18 protein-coding genes are annotated in these 17,295 nt (G+C 31.6%); 15 read left to right on the plus strand and 3 right to left on the minus strand.

Annotated features, from left to right (window positions below):
- Nucleotides 1–11 precede the first annotated feature (11 nt).
- From JHL18_RS05190 to JHL18_RS05230, 9 genes are all read left to right on the plus strand, one after another.
- Entirely contained in the window at nucleotides 12–989 is a 978-nt protein-coding gene (locus JHL18_RS05190; RefSeq protein ID WP_200266807.1) for a glycosyltransferase family 2 protein, read from the plus strand.
- 27 nt (nucleotides 990–1,016) lie between these two features.
- Complete coding sequence (locus JHL18_RS05195) at nucleotides 1,017–2,210, plus strand: hypothetical protein (RefSeq protein WP_200266809.1); 1,194 nt, start codon at nucleotides 1,017–1,019, stop codon at nucleotides 2,208–2,210.
- Between the two features lie 557 nt (nucleotides 2,211–2,767).
- Nucleotides 2,768–3,070 (plus strand): urease subunit gamma, encoded by a 303-nt coding sequence (gene ureA, locus JHL18_RS05200; RefSeq protein WP_200266811.1) that lies wholly within the window; start codon nucleotides 2,768–2,770, stop codon nucleotides 3,068–3,070.
- A 9-nt stretch (nucleotides 3,071–3,079) separates the two neighbouring features.
- Nucleotides 3,080–3,448 carry an urease subunit beta gene (gene ureB / locus JHL18_RS05205; protein ID WP_200266813.1) on the plus strand — a complete coding sequence of 123 codons (369 nt, stop codon included), beginning with the start codon at nucleotides 3,080–3,082 and terminating at the stop codon, nucleotides 3,446–3,448.
- A gap of 1 nt (nucleotide 3,449) precedes the next feature.
- The gene (ureB, locus tag JHL18_RS05210; RefSeq protein WP_200266815.1) at nucleotides 3,450–5,171 is read left to right on the plus strand and encodes an urease subunit beta; all 1,722 of its coding nucleotides are present in this window, start codon (nucleotides 3,450–3,452) and stop codon (nucleotides 5,169–5,171) included.
- Between the two features lie 153 nt (nucleotides 5,172–5,324).
- Nucleotides 5,325–5,792, plus strand: coding sequence for an urease accessory protein UreE (ureE, locus tag JHL18_RS05215; protein WP_200266817.1), 468 nt, complete (start codon nucleotides 5,325–5,327; stop codon nucleotides 5,790–5,792).
- On the plus strand, nucleotides 5,776–6,474 hold the full coding sequence (locus tag JHL18_RS05220) for an urease accessory protein UreF (RefSeq protein WP_200266819.1): 699 nt from the start codon (nucleotides 5,776–5,778) through the stop codon (nucleotides 6,472–6,474). The genes ureE and JHL18_RS05220 overlap by 17 nt, the downstream gene beginning before the upstream one ends.
- Before the next feature lie 247 nt (nucleotides 6,475–6,721).
- Entirely contained in the window at nucleotides 6,722–7,330 is a 609-nt protein-coding gene (gene ureG / locus JHL18_RS05225) for an urease accessory protein UreG (protein ID WP_200266821.1), read from the plus strand.
- The gene (locus tag JHL18_RS05230) at nucleotides 7,330–8,124 is read left to right on the plus strand and encodes an urease accessory protein UreD (protein WP_200266823.1); all 795 of its coding nucleotides are present in this window, start codon (nucleotides 7,330–7,332) and stop codon (nucleotides 8,122–8,124) included. Before ureG ends, JHL18_RS05230 begins: the two co-directional genes overlap by 1 nt.
- Nucleotides 8,125–8,186: 62 nt before the next feature.
- Here JHL18_RS05230 and JHL18_RS05235 read toward each other — a convergent pair whose 3' ends face one another.
- Both JHL18_RS05235 and JHL18_RS05240 read right to left on the minus strand, forming a co-directional pair.
- The gene (locus tag JHL18_RS05235) at nucleotides 8,187–9,506 is read right to left on the minus strand and encodes an FtsW/RodA/SpoVE family cell cycle protein (protein ID WP_200266825.1); all 1,320 of its coding nucleotides are present in this window, start codon (nucleotides 9,504–9,506) and stop codon (nucleotides 8,187–8,189) included.
- Nucleotides 9,497–9,838: a PadR family transcriptional regulator gene (locus JHL18_RS05240; protein WP_200266827.1), complete on the minus strand. Its 342-nt coding sequence runs from the start codon at nucleotides 9,836–9,838 to the stop codon at nucleotides 9,497–9,499. Before JHL18_RS05240 ends, JHL18_RS05235 begins: the two co-directional genes overlap by 10 nt.
- Nucleotides 9,839–10,136: 298 nt before the next feature.
- On the opposite strand from JHL18_RS05240, the gene JHL18_RS05245 reads away from it, so the two are divergent.
- On the plus strand, nucleotides 10,137–10,934 hold the full coding sequence (locus tag JHL18_RS05245; protein ID WP_200266830.1) for a class I SAM-dependent methyltransferase: 798 nt from the start codon (nucleotides 10,137–10,139) through the stop codon (nucleotides 10,932–10,934).
- 106 nt (nucleotides 10,935–11,040) lie between these two features.
- Here the strand turns inward: JHL18_RS05245 and JHL18_RS05250 are convergent, their stop codons facing one another.
- Nucleotides 11,041–11,529: an MORN repeat-containing protein gene (locus JHL18_RS05250; RefSeq protein ID WP_200266832.1), complete on the minus strand. Its 489-nt coding sequence runs from the start codon at nucleotides 11,527–11,529 to the stop codon at nucleotides 11,041–11,043.
- Between the two features lie 343 nt (nucleotides 11,530–11,872).
- On the opposite strand from JHL18_RS05250, the gene JHL18_RS05255 reads away from it, so the two are divergent.
- The 5 genes from JHL18_RS05255 to JHL18_RS05275 all read left to right on the plus strand — a co-directional run bounded on the left by JHL18_RS05255 (nucleotide 11,873) and on the right by JHL18_RS05275 (nucleotide 17,138).
- Nucleotides 11,873–12,283 carry a helix-turn-helix transcriptional regulator gene (locus tag JHL18_RS05255; RefSeq protein WP_200266833.1) on the plus strand — a complete coding sequence of 137 codons (411 nt, stop codon included), beginning with the start codon at nucleotides 11,873–11,875 and terminating at the stop codon, nucleotides 12,281–12,283.
- A 47-nt stretch (nucleotides 12,284–12,330) separates the two neighbouring features.
- Nucleotides 12,331–12,918 (plus strand): ATP-dependent Clp endopeptidase proteolytic subunit ClpP, encoded by a 588-nt coding sequence (clpP, locus tag JHL18_RS05260; RefSeq protein WP_200266834.1) that lies wholly within the window; start codon nucleotides 12,331–12,333, stop codon nucleotides 12,916–12,918.
- 358 nt (nucleotides 12,919–13,276) lie between these two features.
- Nucleotides 13,277–14,782, plus strand: coding sequence for a spore germination protein (locus JHL18_RS05265; protein ID WP_200266835.1), 1,506 nt, complete (start codon nucleotides 13,277–13,279; stop codon nucleotides 14,780–14,782).
- Nucleotides 14,783–15,880, plus strand: coding sequence for a GerAB/ArcD/ProY family transporter (locus JHL18_RS05270; protein ID WP_200266836.1), 1,098 nt, complete (start codon nucleotides 14,783–14,785; stop codon nucleotides 15,878–15,880).
- A complete protein-coding gene (locus JHL18_RS05275; protein ID WP_200266837.1) occupies nucleotides 15,873–17,138 on the plus strand; it encodes a Ger(x)C family spore germination protein in 1,266 nt (421 codons plus the stop codon). Before JHL18_RS05270 ends, JHL18_RS05275 begins: the two co-directional genes overlap by 8 nt.
- The last annotated feature ends 157 nt before the right edge of the window (nucleotides 17,139–17,295 follow it).

Below are 17,295 nucleotides of genomic sequence, written 5' to 3' on the forward strand. Positions count from 1 at the left end.
GGAGTTATGACATGAATGAAATATTGTATATAGTTATGCCGTGTTATAATGAGGAAGACGTATTAGCTGAAACCTCTAAAAGATTGTTAGAGAAAATGAATAAACTTATTTCTGACAATATTATTTCTTCAGAAAGTAAAGTTGTATTTGTAAATGATGGTTCAAAAGATAACACATGGAAGATAATTGAAGAGTATCATAAAAAAAATCCTATTTTCTTAGGGATAAAGTTATCAAGAAATAGAGGACACCAAAATGCATTATTAGCAGGTCTAATGACAGCTAAAAATTATGCAGATATGGTAATTTCCTTGGATGCTGACCTTCAAGATGATATAAATGCTATAGATGAGATGATTTATAAATATTATGAAGGCAATGATATAGTTTATGGAGTTAGAAGTGCTAGAAAGACAGATACTTTTTTTAAGCGCTTCACTGCAGAGGGATTTTACAAGTTTATGGAGAAACTTGGGGCTAAAGTAGTGTTCAATCATGCTGATTATAGATTAATGAGTAAGCGTGCATTGGAAGGTTTAGCAGAATTTGAAGAAGTTAATCTTTTCCTTAGAGGATTGATACCAATGATTGGTTATAAAACAGATGTTGTTTACTATGAGCGCTCAGAGAGATTTGCTGGCGAGAGTAAATATCCACTTAAAAAAATGATTTCATTTGCATTTGAAGGAATTACTTCTTTATCAAATGAACCAATTAAGATGATTACAAAACTTGGGATAGGAATATTGTTAATAAGCATCGTGATGATAATTTATTCTATAATTCAGTACTTTAGAGGAGCAACAGTTATAGGATGGACTAGTTTGCTTGCTTCTATTTGGGCAATTGGTGGCTTGATCTTATTTTCAATTGGAATTATAGGTGAGTACATAGGTAAGGTATATTTAGAAACAAAACATAGACCAAGATTTATAATAGAAACCTTTCTAAATGAAAGTAAAGGTGAAATTAACAAAGAGAAGAGTTAAATATAAAAGAAAAAATAGGAGTAAAAGATGACAAGTCTAAAAAGTAAATTTTTGCAGTTAGTTCAAAAATATAAACTTATAATGTTTGTTATTATAGTTACAATTTGCAGCTTATATGTTCGTTACAAATTTTATAGTTATATATCTGTGGATTTTAGTTGGTCTTTAGATAATTGGATAAAAACAATAAGAGCAAATGGAGGCGTGAATTCGTTAAAATTAAATATTGGGGATTACAATGAGCCTTATATAATTATTTTAACTTTTTTGTCGTACTTACCAATATCATCTTTAAAAATTGTTAAATGTCTTTCGGTGTTTTTTGATTATGCAGGGGCATGTAGTGCGACTTTGCTGGTATGGGGATTATTAAAAGATAAGGCTTATAGAAAAACTGCAGCAGTAATAACTTATACAATAATACTATTTTTACCTACAGTAATTATTAATAGTTCATTGTGGGGACAGTGCGATATGATTTACACTACTTTCATACTATTGTCTCTATATTTTCTGATTGAGGAAAGATATATACCGTCATTTGTTTTACTTGGGATAGCATTTTCCTTTAAATTGCAGTTTATTTTTATTCTGCCGCTATATGTCATTTTGTATTTTAAGAAGGAAAAGATTTCGATTTTACATTTTGGGTTGATTTTTTTGGCAAATTTAATTATGTGTATGCCAGCTATTATTTTTGGAAAATCATTAAAAAGCATAATTAAAATATATGTTAATCAGGCGAGTGAATACCCAGATTTAGCGTGTAATTTTCCTAGTATTTATACACTTTTCCCAAACAACCCTATATTTAGTTCGTATGGAGTAATAGTACTAGCTATGGTTTTTGGAGTGGCTTTAATTGTCTTCTTAGAGAGGGATATTATCTTTAATAAAGAGATGATTATAACCTTAGGCTTATGGTCCATAGTTATGAGTGTATTTCTATTACCTCACATGCATGAAAGATATATGTTCGTTGCTGATGTATTAAGTGTAATATGGTATATTGCTTATCGTAAAAAAATATACATAACCGTTGGAATTAATTTGATTTCATTATTAAGTTACATACCATATCTATTTAGAATAACAGTAGTTGACTTTAAGATTTTAACTATTGGACTTTTAATAGTTGTAGTATTGTTGACAATGCATACATTCAACTTAGACAATAAAAAGCTTAATTACCTTATGGAGAGTGAAAATCATAATTCATAAATATGAGTAACAAGCTTAAAACATATTATAAATTAAAGAATAAAAAAGAATAATGTGTCGCCTGTAGAGCTTTTTACTACGCTCGGAAAAGGCAGATACGCTAGAAAATCACTGAAGAAAAGTTACTTCAGTGATTTTTTATCTATTGAATAAGTAATGAAGTTAAATACGAAGGTAAGTATCAAATAGTTTATATAAAAATATTGAAATTACATCAACAATCAATTGTAGTAATGAAATAGTAAGAGTATAATATTGCCATAAGAAAAATATTCCACATAAATAATACAAATATAGAATATTGATACAATGAGGTATCTCTTTATTGAGATGCCTTTTTTTACTGTATACGAAAATATAAAAATTTAAAGTTAGCTAAGTATAGATATTTCAACGGTTTTAGAAGTTTTTTTATGGCTATACAGTAGAAAAACAAAACTTATTCGCCTGCCAGGTTTTCCTCATATACATTCGGAAAGGCAGATGCGTTAAAAAAGCTCACTGAAGAAGGTCGCTTCAGCGACTTTTTTATTATTTTTGAAAGGGAAGGTGTTTTTATGTATTTTACTCCTAGAGAGATGGAAAAGCTTATGCTTCATTATGCTGGTGAGCTTGCAAGAAAACGTAAGGATAGAGGCTTGAAGCTTAACTATCCAGAAGCAGTTGCACTTATATGCTCTGAGCTTATGGAAGCTGCGAGAGATGGGAAGACTGTAACAGAACTTATGAATCTTGGAACAAAGATATTAAAGGAAGAGGATGTAATGGAAGGAATAGCTGAAATGGTTGATGAAGTTCAAATAGAAGCCACCTTTCCAGATGGAACAAAACTAGTCACTGTCCATAATCCAATAAGGTAGGTGTTTGAAATGAAACCAGGTGAAATAATTGTTAAAGATAGAGATATTATATGTAACGAAGGAAGAAAAACAAAGACTTTAATTGTTTCTAATACTGGAGACAGACCGGTGCAGGTAGGCTCACATTTTCATTTTTTTGAGGTAAACAAATGTATGCAATTTGATAGAACAGAAGCTTTTGGAATGAGGCTTGATATAGCATCAGGTACTGCTGTACGTTTTGAACCAGGTGAAGAAAAAGAAATTCAGCTAGTTGAAATCGGCGGTAAGAAGCTGGTATATGGACTTAATGATTTAACTGCAGGAGCTACTGATGAAGCTAATAAGGAAGATAGTTTAAATAGAGCAAAAGAAAACTCTTTTAAAGGGGTGAAGTAATATGAGCTTTAAAATAAAGGCTAGAGATTATGCTAATATGTACGGACCAACCACTGTAGATAGAGTAAGACTTGCTGATACAGACATAATCATAGAGGTTGAGAAGGATTATACTACTTATGGGGATGAGTGTAAGTTTGGTGGAGGTAAAACTCTAAGAGATGGTATGGGGCAGTCAGCATTAGGTGTAAGATCTGAAGGCGTATTAGATTTAGTTATAACTAATGCTTTAGTTTTAGATTATACAGGGATATTTAAGGCAGACATAGGAATAAAAGATGGAAAAATTGTAGGTATAGGTAAGGCTGGGAACCCTGATATTATGGATAACGTAGATGAAAACATGATAGTAGGGGCATCCACCGAAGCCATAGCAGGGGAAGGAATGATCTTAACTGCTGGAGGAATAGATACTCACATTCATTTCATATCTCCTCAGCAGATTGAAACTGCTCTGTACAGCGGTATAACCACAATGATTGGTGGAGGCACAGGGCCAGCGGATGGAACTAATGCAACTACTTGTACTCCTGGTGCTTTTTATATAGAAAGAATGCTTGAAGCTGCAGAAGAATTTCCAATGAATCTTGGCTTTTTAGGAAAAGGAAACTCTTCTTCTTTGGATGCTTTAAGAGAGCAAGTAGAAGCTGGTGCTCTTGGGCTTAAGCTTCATGAAGACTGGGGAAGCACTCCAAAAGCTATAGATACTTGTCTTGCAGTTGCAGATGAATATGATGTACAAGTAGCTATTCATACTGATACTTTAAATGAAGCGGGTTTTGTAGAGGATACTGTAGCTGCAATAGGTGGAAGAACTATTCACACTTACCATACAGAAGGAGCAGGTGGAGGTCATGCACCAGATATTATGAAGATAGCATCTTTTCCTAACATACTTCCGTCATCTACAAATCCAACAAGACCATATACAGTAAATACTATCGATGAGCATTTAGATATGCTTATGGTTTGTCATCACTTAGATAAGAAAGTACCAGAAGATATAGCATTTGCAGACTCAAGAATAAGACCAGAAACTATAGCAGCAGAAGATATATTTCATGACATGGGGATCTTCAGTATGTTAAGCTCTGATTCTCAAGCTATGGGAAGAGTTGGGGAAGTTATTATAAGAACTTGGCAAACTGCGGATAAGATGAAGAAACAAAGAGGACTCTTACCTGAAGATAAGGATTTAGGTTGTGATAACTTTAGAGCTAAAAGATACGTGGCAAAGTACACAATAAATCCAGCTATAACTCATGGCATATCTAAGTATGTAGGCTCCATTGAAGTTGGAAAATACGCTGACTTAGTATTGTGGAAGCCTGCTTTCTTTGGAGTAAAACCTGAGATGATAATAAAGGCTGGGATGATTACTGCAAGTAGAATGGGGGATGCAAATGCATCTATACCAACTCCACAGCCAGTTATATATAGAAACATGTTTGGAGCCTTTGGCAGAGCTAAATATAAATGCTGTATGACTTTTGTATCTAAGGCTTCTTTAGAAAATGGAAATATAGAGAAGTTAGGACTTAATAAGCTAGTGCTTCCAGTAGAAAACTGCAGGAACATAGGTAAAAAAGATATGGTCCTAAACTCAGAAACTCCAAAGATTGAGGTAAACCCTGAGAACTATGAAGTTAAAGTTGATGGGCAGCATGTAACCTGTAAACCAATTAAGGAAGCCTCTTTAGCGCAGAGATATTTCTTGTTTTAAAAAAGTGCTTCAAACCGTTTATATGACTGTATATTCATATAATTTTATATTTATATAAAGGTATAATTATAACATTAGAAAAATGAATAAATATATAAACATAAAATCAAACGATTATATAATTATTTATTACAAGTTAGATAGGAGTAATTTATGTTAGTTGAAAGTATATTAGGAACTTTAGAAGACTTTGATGTTCATGGAAAAGAAATAGATTTTGTAGATATAGAGTGGTATGAAGTTAGTAAAAAGATAATAAAGAAAGTTAGTTCCAGCGGAAGACAGGTTGGGATTAGACTAGATGGAAGCAGAAAAATTAACCATAAAGATGTACTTCATGATGATTCAGAGTTTATAGTGATCGTAAATATACCTGAGTGTGAAGTTATTTCTATAAAGCCTTCTACTATGGAGGAAATGGGAAGAATATGTTATGAGATAGGAAATAAACATATTCCTTTGTTTCTACATCATGAGGAAATACTTGTGCCTTACGATGAACCCTTGATGAAGCTACTTGAGAAAAATAATTTCAATCCACAGAAGGTTTCAGCTAGACTTGTAAATGGGTTAGAAACTCATAGTCATAGCCACGGACATAGCCATGAGCATGAACATTAGCAATCAGTTTTTTACACTGCTTCAGATTGCTGACTCCATATTTCCTATAGGTTCTTATACTCAGTCAAATGGACTTGAGACCTATGTACAAAAAGGAATTGTAAAGGATAGTGAGTCGTCAAAGGAGTACTTAAGGCACATGCTTACAAGCAGTGTAAAATATAATGACGGATTAGCTGTGAAATTAGCTTATGAATATGCAAAGGCTAGAGATGTAGATAAGGTATTAGAACTTGATAGTTTGCTTACCTGCTCTAAGGCGCCAAGGGAAATAAAAGAAGGTAGTATGAAGCTATGCACCAGGTTTATCAAGCTTATCAATACTATAAGAAGAACAGAGCTTATTGATTTGTACGAGAGAGCTATAAAAGAAGAAAAAGCCTATGGACAGTACTGTATTTCCTTTGGGATTTTTGCGGCAGAGTGTGATATATCAAAGGAAGAAGCTTTGATGGCATATGTGTATAATCAAGCTTCTTCAATAATAAATAACTGCACTAAACTTGTTCCGTTAGGACAGTTAGATGGTCAAAAAGCATTGTTTAGTATGCAAGAGGTTATGTCGAATATTACCCAGGAAATATTGGAACTTACTATGAATGATATCGGAAGATGTAGTATAGGGGCGGATATAAGAGCAATGCAGCATGAGGATTTATATTCTAGACTGTATATGTCTTAATTTAGTGATAGGTATAGGCGTGTATTGAAAATAAACAATTACTATATCTGATATATTGATGAATTTAGTAAATAATTAATAGAGTTTTGGAGAGGAGGAAATGTTGACTTTTAATAAATACGGATACACCATTTCATAATAAATTTAGCTATAAAGTAAAGCGTCATTAATAATTAAAATGATTACTTGAATATTTTTAAAATGAGGAAATGGGATATCTATGTAAGTGGTCAACATTAGTGAATATATGAGTTATGTAAAGATAGGAATTGCAGGTCCAGTTGGGTCAGGGAAAACTGCATTAATAGAGAGACTTACAAGAGAAATGAGTAAAGAATACAGTGTAGCTGTAATAACAAACGATATATATACCAAAGAAGATGCAGAGTTTTTAACTGCAAACAGCATTCTTCCAAAGGAAAGAATCATTGGGGTAGAGACTGGCGGATGTCCGCATACTGCAATAAGAGAAGATGCTTCTATGAATCTTGAAGCTGTGGATGTGATGGTAAAAAGATTTCCAGATGTAGAGATAATACTTATAGAAAGTGGTGGAGACAATTTATCAGCTACCTTTAGTCCAGATTTAGCAGATTCAACTATATATGTTATTGATGTGTCTGGTGGAGACAAGATTCCTAGAAAAGGTGGGCCTGGAATAACAAGATCGGATCTTCTTATAATAAACAAGATAGATTTAGCACCATATGTTGGTGCAAGTCTTGAGGTAATGGAAAGAGATTCTATAAAGATGAGAGGGACTAAACCTTTTATTTTTACAGATCTTCATAACAAGGTAGGATTAGATAAGGTAATAGACTGGATTAAAGAAAATGTTCTACTTGAGGGCGTGTAATGAACAATAATTACGAAAAAGATAGCCATATTAATATAATAGCTTCACTTAAAAGAGATAGGACTATTTTAGAAGATAGCTATTTTACAGCTCCTTTTAAAACTATAAGGCCTTTTTACGATGAACAATATAATATTATGAAGCTATGTGTAATGAATGTTTCTCCAGGAATATTAGAAGGAGATAAGTACTTCTTAAACTTTCATATTAAAGAAGGGGCTAGACTTCACATATACTCTCAATCCTACAGTAAAATATTTAATATGAAGAAGGACAGTGCCTATCAAAAGCTTAATGTAAGCATAGAGAAGAACAGCAGATTTGAGTATTTTCTAATGCCTACAATGCCCTTTAAGGGATCTAACTTTTTTGGTGAAGCAGATATATATCTAGAAAATGGAAGCGAGTTATTATATAGAGAAATACTATCCTGTGGAAGATATATGTCTGGAGAAAGATTTGATTTTAATATATATTCATCAAAAACTAAACTATATTACGATGGGAAGCTAATTTTCTTTGACAATACTTTTCTTGAGCCAAAGAAGCAAAATCTAGACGAAATAGGCTATTACGAAGGGTATACTCACCAAGCTAATGTTTATATAATAAATGATAGAGTAGATGAAGAGTTTAGAGATAAACTTATAGAGTACTTAGAGTCTCAAGAAATCATAATAGCCGGAGCAAGCATAAATCATGAAAAAATGATAACCATAAGAGTTCTTGGAAACAGCTCAGATAAATTAGCAAAGATAACTGATAGAATTAGGGAAATTGATTTAGAGAGATAGATTATTTTGAATCAAAGCATAGTAGGCCCTGGGAATTAATTCCTAGGGCTATCTTTAAATCTTTAATTATTAACCTGTAATTTAGTTTTAACTAAGGATTTACTTAAGTTTTTTCTTCCGTATATACTACAGATAAGTCCTACAAGGAACATATTCAGTACGGTAGAAACTCCACTATAACTAAGAAATGGAATTGAAGCTGATACAAAAGGTATTAAGCTTAAATTTACTAAAAATGATATTAGAAACTCAATTAACAATAATGAAGATGCTATTATAAACAATCTTTTTCCAAATATATTTTTTATTTTAACTGAAGTTTTTAGCAAGTTAATAAACAGAGAAATTACGAGGACAAACAAAGTTATCCCTACGGCCCAACCAAAAGTGTGTATTATGTAGGCGTAAATTAAATCATTGTTAATACTTGGAGTGTTCTTTAGTATATCTTCAGAGATTCCATTGCCAAGAAATCTTGCGTTAGAAATAAGCTTGATTATTTCATTGTATATACCAAAATAGTAATTGTTTCTAGCACTTTCAGAAGATATAAAGTCAATTAATTTATGACGTCTATATATGTTGTTTAGAATCAGATATAAAAATAGTATAGAACCTAATCCTATAAGTGAAAAAATATATCTTTTAGCAATTTTAGAGCAAAATAGAATTACAATACAAGCACCTATGAATACTATAAAATAAGCGAATTGTCTTGTTTGTAAAAATAAGAAGCTAGGTAATGCAAGTATTGATAGTAACTTTACAATATAATAATTTGTTGAATAAAGCTTTGATAATATACCACTAAATGAAATACCATAGAGCATTACGATGATTAGAGTTATATTGGAATAGCCCACTAAAATGACGGGTATCGTTATCCCAACAACTATTTTATCATTAAGTACCGTATATATAAGAAGTATCGTAGAAACGATGTAAATATGCCATGAATATTTTTCAAGTTTTCTATAGTCGAAGAAATAAGTAGCTATACCTAATATTCCACCTAATACTGTGAAAAGAATCATTCTAATGTAACTATTATAAGACATAACCTCAGGAGCATTTTTAAATATTGAAAACTGAGTAAACAGACCAAAAGCAACAAACAATGAGCATATTATCAATGTTTTATATTCAGGTGCTTTTTTATACACCTTATTTAAATCAAAGCCTATCTTTTCGCTATCTCCCATATGAGAAATTGCAAGCTTTTCTGCTTCTTGGAAGCTTGAACCTTGAGCTATATATTCCTCTTTTATATCCTCAAGATGGCAGGCAAGCTCTTCCTTTATATCCTGATGAACCTCATTGCACTTTATCTGAGAACAAACTTCTTCAGTAAATTTATCAAATAAATTGTTATCTATCCCCATGTTATGCCCTCCCATAAGCAGCTATCCACAGCGTTTTTATAAGTTTCCCACTCTTTTTTCTTATCTTTTAGGTGTTTTTCGCCTTCACTAGTTATCTTATAATATTTTCTTTTTCTGCCTTCTGTACTTTCTTCCCAGTAAGACTCTACATAGTTATCACTTTGAAGTGAGTGAAGAATGGGGTAGAGAGTGCCTTCTTTAAAGGCAAAGATTCCATTTGACTTTTCTTCAATAGCTTTTATCATCTCATATCCATACATGGATTTATCTTTAAGTAGACTCAAAATAATAATAGTTGTACTTCCTTTTAGAAGTTCTTTGCTTACTTTCATAACTACCTCCTAGGTATACCTAGTAAATCTAGGTGTCTTATATATACATAGTAATACTAGGTATGTTTGTAGTCAAGAAAAAATTGTATATATTTTACTTAAAATTTATTAAATGATTCTATATAACATAATTTCAATTATTTGACAGCGGGGATTAAATTAGTTAGAATAGTGTTTAATAAAATTATAGCATTGATAATTCATTGTTTATTAAATTAGCTTAAGTCTTATCAATAGGGCATAGTTTTGAAGTGAATTGTTTAGTGCTATAAAATCTAAAGGAAGCAGGGGAGAGTATATGAATATTAAAGAAGTTTCTAAAATTGAAAATGAAGAAGAGCAGGTTTCAGCCATTTATAATATTTTTAACGAATCCTCAAGGTTATCTACTAAAGCAACTCAAGTCGAGTTCCTAACAACTGTGAGGCAAGTTGAAAAATATCTTAAGCCAGGTATGAAGATATTAGATTTAGGAGCTGGAACAGGAGAATACAGCTTGTATTTTTCAAAGAAAGGGTTTGAGGTAACAGCTATTGAATTGGTAGAAAAGCACGTTAAGCAAATTGAAGATAAAATATCTAAGGATATTTCTCTTGAAGTGTTTCAAGGTAACGCAATTAATTTATCAATGATAAAGGATAAATCCTATGATATTGTTTTATGTTTTGGACCACTATATCATTTAAAGAAAAATGAGGACAAGTTAACTTGCATAAAAGAAGTAAAAAGAGTTAGCACAGATAATGCTAAGATGTTTTTTGCTTTTATCTCTAATGATATGGTTATTACAACTGAAGCTATGTGTTATGATCCTAATTTTTTAAAGGGTGATGAATATAATCATGAAACCTTTAAGGTTGTAGACTTTCCATTTGTTTTTCATACAGTAGATGATTGTAGAAAATTACTTAAGGATTCTAACTTAGAAGTTTGTGGAGAAGTTGCTACAGATGGTTTAAGTGAGCTATTAGCAGATAAAATTAATGTTATGGATGACGAAAGTTATAATTCCTGGCTTAACTATCACTTTTATTGTTGTGAGAAGCCAGAATTCCTAGGAGCAAGTAACCATCTTTTATTTATAGCAGAAAAATAAGTAAGTGAATTTAATTTATCTTTCACTTGTATATGAAAAATAGAGCTTTAAAAGTCTACTAGGATAACTTTTAAAGCTCTATCAATAATTATAAAATTTTATAAGTTTACTCTACTAGTTTTTTTATCAGTTCATCATTTTCCCAAGTGCCTATGATTCTTTCACCATCAGAATATATCATTATTCCATCACCTTCACGGTTGTCTTCCTTCCATAGACCTATAAACTGATCTCCATTGTCCCAGATATAAATCCCATTACCAGTTTTTGAGCCGTCCTTCCATTCTCCTACGTATCTTTCACCATCTGGCCAGCTATATATACCATAGCCATTCATTTCATCTTCAAACCAGTTACCTTGATATAACTCACCATTTGTAAAAGAAAGAGTACCTTCACCATGGAACTTATTGTCTTTCCAGTAGCCAATATATCGAGTTCCGTTGCTATATGTAAAAATCCCGAAACCATTCTTCTTGCCATCTTTTAAAGCTCCTTCATAATGGCCTCCATGGGTATGTTCCTCTTGGTCGTTACTTGATATAGAAACTTTTAAATTTGAATTGCTTAGATTCTTAAAATTAAAACTGCTCATATTATGACATCCTTTCACTTGTTCAGTTTCTAAATATTATATTAATTAATCTTATTTTTCTAAATCTTTCGTAAAACATTCAAAGGATTTTGAAAAAGAATAATATACCATATATCACAGAAAAATTATATATAATAGTATACTAAGTTATTATGGCAATTAATTCAATGTATTTTGAAAAGTATTCTCATTAAGTGTTATTATATATATTATATTAAGTGAGCAATAAATGTTAGGATTTTTTATCTCTAAGACTTTATAATTAAGTTAAAATATAAAAACTTTTATAGTTGATTAAGTTAGCAATCTATATAACACAGCGTTAAATTTTGGAGGGTATGATATGGATTATATTGATAAAATTCAAGAGTCAATTGAATATATTGAAAATAATCTTAGTGAGAAGATTCTTCTTGAGGATATTGCAAAAGCGGCTTACTTATCTAAATATTATTATCATAGAGTATTTCATGATATAGCTGGCGAGCCTGTTATGGAATATGTAAGAAAAAGAAGGCTTACTGAGGCAGCTAAAGATCTTTTGGAAGGAAAAGAGAAGATTGTTGATATAGCTTTAAAATATCAATTTAGTTCTCAAGAGGCTTTCTCAAGAGCTTTTAAGAAGATGTATGGAGTTTCACCAAATAAGATAAGAAAGACACAGCAGAGAGTCTTATTATATAAAAAGTTAGAAATAGCAAGGATTACAAAAGTTACGTCATCTGCACTAAGTGTAACCTGCAAAGCTGCATAAAAATCTCATAGCAACTATAAAAAGTTTTGAATGAAGGAGAGAAAAATATGAGTTATGTACCTATGGTTGTAGAACAGACAAGTAAAGGAGAAAGATCTTATGATATTTACTCAAGGCTTTTAAAGGACAGAATAATAGTTTTAAGTGATCAGGTAAATGATACAACAGCAAGTTTAATCATAGCTCAAATGCTATTTTTGGAAGCAGAAGATCCAGATAAGGACATTATCTTCTATATAAATAGTCCTGGTGGAGTGATTACTTCTGGTCTTGCTATTTATGATACTATGAAGTATATAAAATGCGATGTATCAACTATATGTTTAGGCATGGCTGCTAGTATGGGGGCTTTCCTACTTGCTGGTGGAACTAAAGGAAAGAGATTTGCGCTTCCAAACAGTGAGATAATGATACATCAGCCATCTATATCTGGAGGACTAAGTGGGCAGGCCACAGATATAAAGATTTATGCGGATAAGATTTTAAGAACAAAGAAGAGATTAACAGAGATATATAGTGAAAATACAGGTCAGCCTGCTGAGAAGCTTTTAGAAGATATGGAAAGAGATAATTACATGTCAGCAGAAGAAGCCAAGGCTTATGGACTTATTGATGAGATAATTAAAAGTAGATAGAATACCATTAAGGTTGGAGGGCAGTATATGCTTCCAACCTTATTTAATTTGTGAGTAGTATAGACTAAACTTCGGGTTAACAATCAGAACTAGTCACATTTTTTGCTGTATAGGAAATATAAAATTTTTATGATACCTAAACCTAATAATTTCAAGTAATTAGGATAACTTTTTAGTGGAGAATATAAAATGTTTAGTAGGTTAAAATAGCATTAACTATAGATGTGTCACTTGGTAATAAAATTTGTATTTTTAAATTCTCTAACTAAACCTCTTAAGAATTTTAAAAATGATTTTAGGATCGAAGTCATATATTTATAATATTAGAAATTATATATTTATACGGAAGTGAGTACTAATGAACAATATCAATGAAGACAAAGAGAAGAAGATTACAAATAATTATAATGAAAATGTAGAATTAATGAAAAATCAATTTCATTATCCGAAAAACATCGATTTTAAATTTAGAGTGATTAATGTAAAGTCTTTAAATAAAGAAGCAACCTTATTTTTTTTAAATAGCATTGTAGATACAAATAGATTAGAGATGTATATCGTAAAACCGATAATGGAAAGCGAGTTTAAAGGTACTCCCAGTAATGATGCTATTGAACTACTGATGAAGAATATAATCAATAGTTCGTCAGTAAGTAAAGTGAATCAACTTAAAGTTATCATTGAGGAGATAACTTTAGGGAATGTAATAATGTTTATTGATGAATGTTCAGAAGCAATCTCTATTAAGGTTTCTAGCTTTGAGCACAGATCTGTAGAAAAGCCTACAATTGAGAATATTTTAAAGGGACCAAAGGAATCCTTTACTGAGTCCACTGAGGTTAACTTTTCTCTTATTCGAAAACACATAATGAACAAAGAATTAATTACTGAAGTTGTTACTGTAGGGGTTAGGGGAAGTAGTAAAATATTTCTAATGTACTTAGATGATATTGTTAACCCTGAGCTTTTGGAGGAAATTAAGTTCCGAATAAGCAAAATTGAGATAGAAAGTTTAGATGAGAGTTCAATCCTAGAACAATACATAGAAGATAGACCATATAGCTTAATTCCATCTTCAATTTCAACCGAAAGACCAGACAGGGTAGCATCATTTCTTAAAGATGGTCATGTGGCTTTATTCACTTATAATGGTTCAATGGCATCAGTAGTTCCCATAACTTTTTTCACTTTGTTTCATACATCAGAGGATATGTATCAAAGATGGGCATATGGTAATTTTATTAGAATTATAAGATTTTTTTCATGCGTTGTTGCATTAGTAACTCCAGCATTTTATATGGCGATAACCACATTTCATCCAGAAATGATGCCGGCTGATTTAGTAATGGCCACAATTGCTGCTAGAGAGAAGTTACCATTTCCTGTACTTTTTGAAATAATGATTATGGAAGTTTCTTTTGAACTTATAAGAGAAGCGGGAGTAAGAATACCTACGGCAGTTGGTCCTACAATTGGTATTGTTGGAACTCTTATATTGGGGCAAGCGGCAGTTGAGGCAAATATAATTAGTCCAGTGCTGGTTATAGTAGTTTCCATAACTGGATTAGCTTCTTTTGCTATTCCAGAGATGAATTTAAGCTACATAGTTAGAATTGGAAGGTTTATATTTCTATTTGTTGCAGCAATTGGTGGATTTTATGGATTGGGATTAATAATTCCATTAATACTTGCTTATTTGAGTAGCATAGAGTCCTTTGGAGTGCCGTTCTTTTCACCATATACACCTTATTTTCCATCATCTAAGGACACAATATTTAGACCAATTATCCATAAGCTAATACGTAGACCACAAGAAAATAGACCTATTGATGAAGTTAGATCAAAGGATAGGAGTGACAGATAAGTGTTTAAAGCAACTGATGATAAAATTGGGGGAAGAGAGTATCTATCTATTATATTGATTACTTTTATTTCTAAGATCACTGATAGTACGCCTTCACTTTTTTTAAAAGAAGGAATGACTGGCGGGTGGATAACACCTCTTATTTCTGGAGCGTTTATGTTCTTGTCTTTAAGCATTGTAATGAGTTTGTTAAAAAAATATGAGGGCAAGGGTCTTATTGAACTAATATATACTTTGCTCGGAAGATTTTTTGGCTTTATTCTTTCAATGCTTATATTGATTGCTTTTTTGTTTTTTGCTTTTACTAATAGCCGAAGCTATAGTAGCATTTTGGCGATTTTATTTTTTCCAAATACTAATATAATAACCTTGTATTTTTTCTTAATGATTATCAGCACTTTAATTGCATTGCTAGGACTTAAAGGTATTGGAAGAGTAGGAAGGATATTAATGCCTTACTTTCTTATAAGTATATTTAGTATTTTGATTTTATCTAGGAATGAATTAAATATTAGATTTTTATATCCAATTCAAGGAGCAGGAGTAAAAAAACTTTTTACTTCTGGTATGTTCTTGAGCTCTACATTAGCAGAAATTATCTTTTTTATGACCTTCAGACCAATGATAAGAAGTTTTAAAGAATTTAAGCACTCTACAATTATAGGATTTTTGGTGTCAATAGCAATCATGATGACCTACTTTGCAGTTTATTTAATGTGTTTTGATTATCCTCCAGTAACAATAATTAATTATCCTTTTCAAACTTTGACAAGAATGATCGGTATAAGTAGGTTTTTTACTAATGTTGAAGCTTTCTTCCTTTTAGTTTGGGTTATGATTGCTGTTATTAGATATGCAATGTATCTTTATACATTAGCTGGAATATTTGCTCAGATAATTAAATCAACAAAAGTTGAGCCATTAATTCCGGCTTTTGCAGTAATAACATTTATGCTTGGGTTAATACCTGAAAATCATATAATTACAGTACAAGTGATACGCTTATATAATGTTCGTATTACTTCTGTACTTTTTTTTACGTTCCCAATCCTACTATTAATTTGTGATAGAGTGAGGAGGAGTAGAGCGTATGATTAGAAAAAGATTTATTATATTTTTGTTAATATTTAGTATAACTATATCTCTTTATGGTTGTAACGATAAGAAAGAGATAGAAGAGCAGGCTTTTGTTACAGCTATTGGTTTAGATCAGGGCAAAGATAATAATATAAGTATCACCTTTCAAATGATAAATGCCAATTATGGAGGCTCAGCAGGTAAGTCAGGTGGTGGAGGGAATGAACCTAAAACTGAAACCATAACCTTTGATGCACCAGATATAATTAGTGCTAGGGATTTAGCCAATATATCTGTTGCTAGAAGAATAACTTTATCTCATGCTAAGGTGGTAGTAATAGGTGAAAAGCTAGCAAAAGAAGATAAGTTTTTTCAAATTATAGAAGCACCCTTACGTGAAAAAGAATTACGAAGAGGAGTAGATATAATAATATGTAAAGAAAAAGCGGCAGATTTTATAAGAGGGAATGATCCTAAGCTTGAAAGCCGTATCAATAAGTTTTATGATTTTATGGCTCAAAGGTGGAAAGAAACAGGATTAGTGCCGGTTTCAACACTAAATAAATTTATGCAAAGAGTAGAAGAAGGGAAAGGGCTTTTTATAGCTGTATACGGAACTACGAAAAAAGATTTTATTAAAGAAGAGAATGGATATGAGGCAAATTATAAGCCTGGAGAGGTAGATATTGTTGGAGGGAATCCAACTCAATTAATTGGGTCTGCAGTATTTAAATCAGGAAAAATGGTGGGAAGCTTAACTGGTGAGGAGACAAGAATAGTATCTTTGCTTAGACGGAAAGCAGATACAAAAACTATGATATTTACCATTCCTGACCCTATTAGCAAAGAATATAGAGTTACAATTAGAGTGGTTAAGAATGAAAAAACTAAGATAGATATAGATTTATCAAAATACAATCCTACAATTACTGTAAAAGTACCTTTGGTAATTGAAGTGTTATCAATACCTAGTTTCACCAATTATGTTCAGGATTTTAAATTGCAACATATTCTTAAAGATCAAATAAAAGATTTCTTTACTCACGAAGCTGATGTTTTAGTAAAGAAGACAAAGGAGCAGTTTGGGGCAGAACCGTTTCTCTGGGAATTAGAGGCGAGAAAGAAATTCGCGACGTATCCTGAATATAAAGAATATAATTGGCCTGATAAATATTCAGTATCTGATGTAAAGATAAATTTTGATATTGAAATTAAGAGATTTGGTAAGCAATTAGCACCACCAGAAACAAGACCGGGAGAGGATGATACTAAACAATGAAGTGGATTATCATGTTATTGTGTATATATATAACTTACTATACTTCAATGCACGCTATAAGTTTAGGTAGACAAAAGAACAAGTTTGGAATGTATTCTGTGTTTTTTCTTAGTTTTTGGATTTTAATTCTCCCAATTCTTGTATTGTTTAAGATAAT

This window comes from Clostridium yunnanense (assembly GCF_016595795.1).
Classification (GTDB): domain Bacteria; phylum Bacillota; class Clostridia; order Clostridiales; family Clostridiaceae; genus Clostridium_AR; species Clostridium_AR yunnanense.

Excerpts from the sequence above, each read along its gene's own strand:
- ureE (WP_200266817.1), top strand. The coding sequence starts at position 5,325 with ATGTTAGTTGAAAGTATATTAGGAACTTTAGAAGACTTTGATGTTCAT.
- JHL18_RS05245 (WP_200266830.1), top strand. The coding sequence starts at position 10,137 with ATGAATATTAAAGAAGTTTCTAAAATTGAAAATGAAGAAGAGCAGGTT.
- ureB (WP_200266813.1), top strand. The coding sequence starts at position 3,080 with ATGAAACCAGGTGAAATAATTGTTAAAGATAGAGATATTATATGTAAC.
- clpP (WP_200266834.1), top strand. The coding sequence starts at position 12,331 with ATGAGTTATGTACCTATGGTTGTAGAACAGACAAGTAAAGGAGAAAGA.
- JHL18_RS05265 (WP_200266835.1), top strand. The coding sequence starts at position 13,277 with ATGAACAATATCAATGAAGACAAAGAGAAGAAGATTACAAATAATTAT.
- JHL18_RS05235 (WP_200266825.1), bottom strand. The coding sequence starts at position 9,506 with ATGGGGATAGATAACAATTTATTTGATAAATTTACTGAAGAAGTTTGT.
- JHL18_RS05190 (WP_200266807.1), top strand. The coding sequence starts at position 12 with ATGAATGAAATATTGTATATAGTTATGCCGTGTTATAATGAGGAAGAC.
- JHL18_RS05275 (WP_200266837.1), top strand. The coding sequence starts at position 15,873 with ATGATTAGAAAAAGATTTATTATATTTTTGTTAATATTTAGTATAACT.
- ureG (WP_200266821.1), top strand. The coding sequence starts at position 6,722 with ATGAGTTATGTAAAGATAGGAATTGCAGGTCCAGTTGGGTCAGGGAAA.
- ureA (WP_200266811.1), top strand. The coding sequence starts at position 2,768 with ATGTATTTTACTCCTAGAGAGATGGAAAAGCTTATGCTTCATTATGCT.
- JHL18_RS05240 (WP_200266827.1), bottom strand. The coding sequence starts at position 9,838 with ATGAAAGTAAGCAAAGAACTTCTAAAAGGAAGTACAACTATTATTATT.
- JHL18_RS05220 (WP_200266819.1), top strand. The coding sequence starts at position 5,776 with ATGAGCATGAACATTAGCAATCAGTTTTTTACACTGCTTCAGATTGCT.
- JHL18_RS05250 (WP_200266832.1), bottom strand. The coding sequence starts at position 11,529 with ATGAGCAGTTTTAATTTTAAGAATCTAAGCAATTCAAATTTAAAAGTT.
- JHL18_RS05230 (WP_200266823.1), top strand. The coding sequence starts at position 7,330 with ATGAACAATAATTACGAAAAAGATAGCCATATTAATATAATAGCTTCA.
- ureB (WP_200266815.1), top strand. The coding sequence starts at position 3,450 with ATGAGCTTTAAAATAAAGGCTAGAGATTATGCTAATATGTACGGACCA.
- JHL18_RS05195 (WP_200266809.1), top strand. The coding sequence starts at position 1,017 with ATGACAAGTCTAAAAAGTAAATTTTTGCAGTTAGTTCAAAAATATAAA.
- JHL18_RS05255 (WP_200266833.1), top strand. The coding sequence starts at position 11,873 with ATGGATTATATTGATAAAATTCAAGAGTCAATTGAATATATTGAAAAT.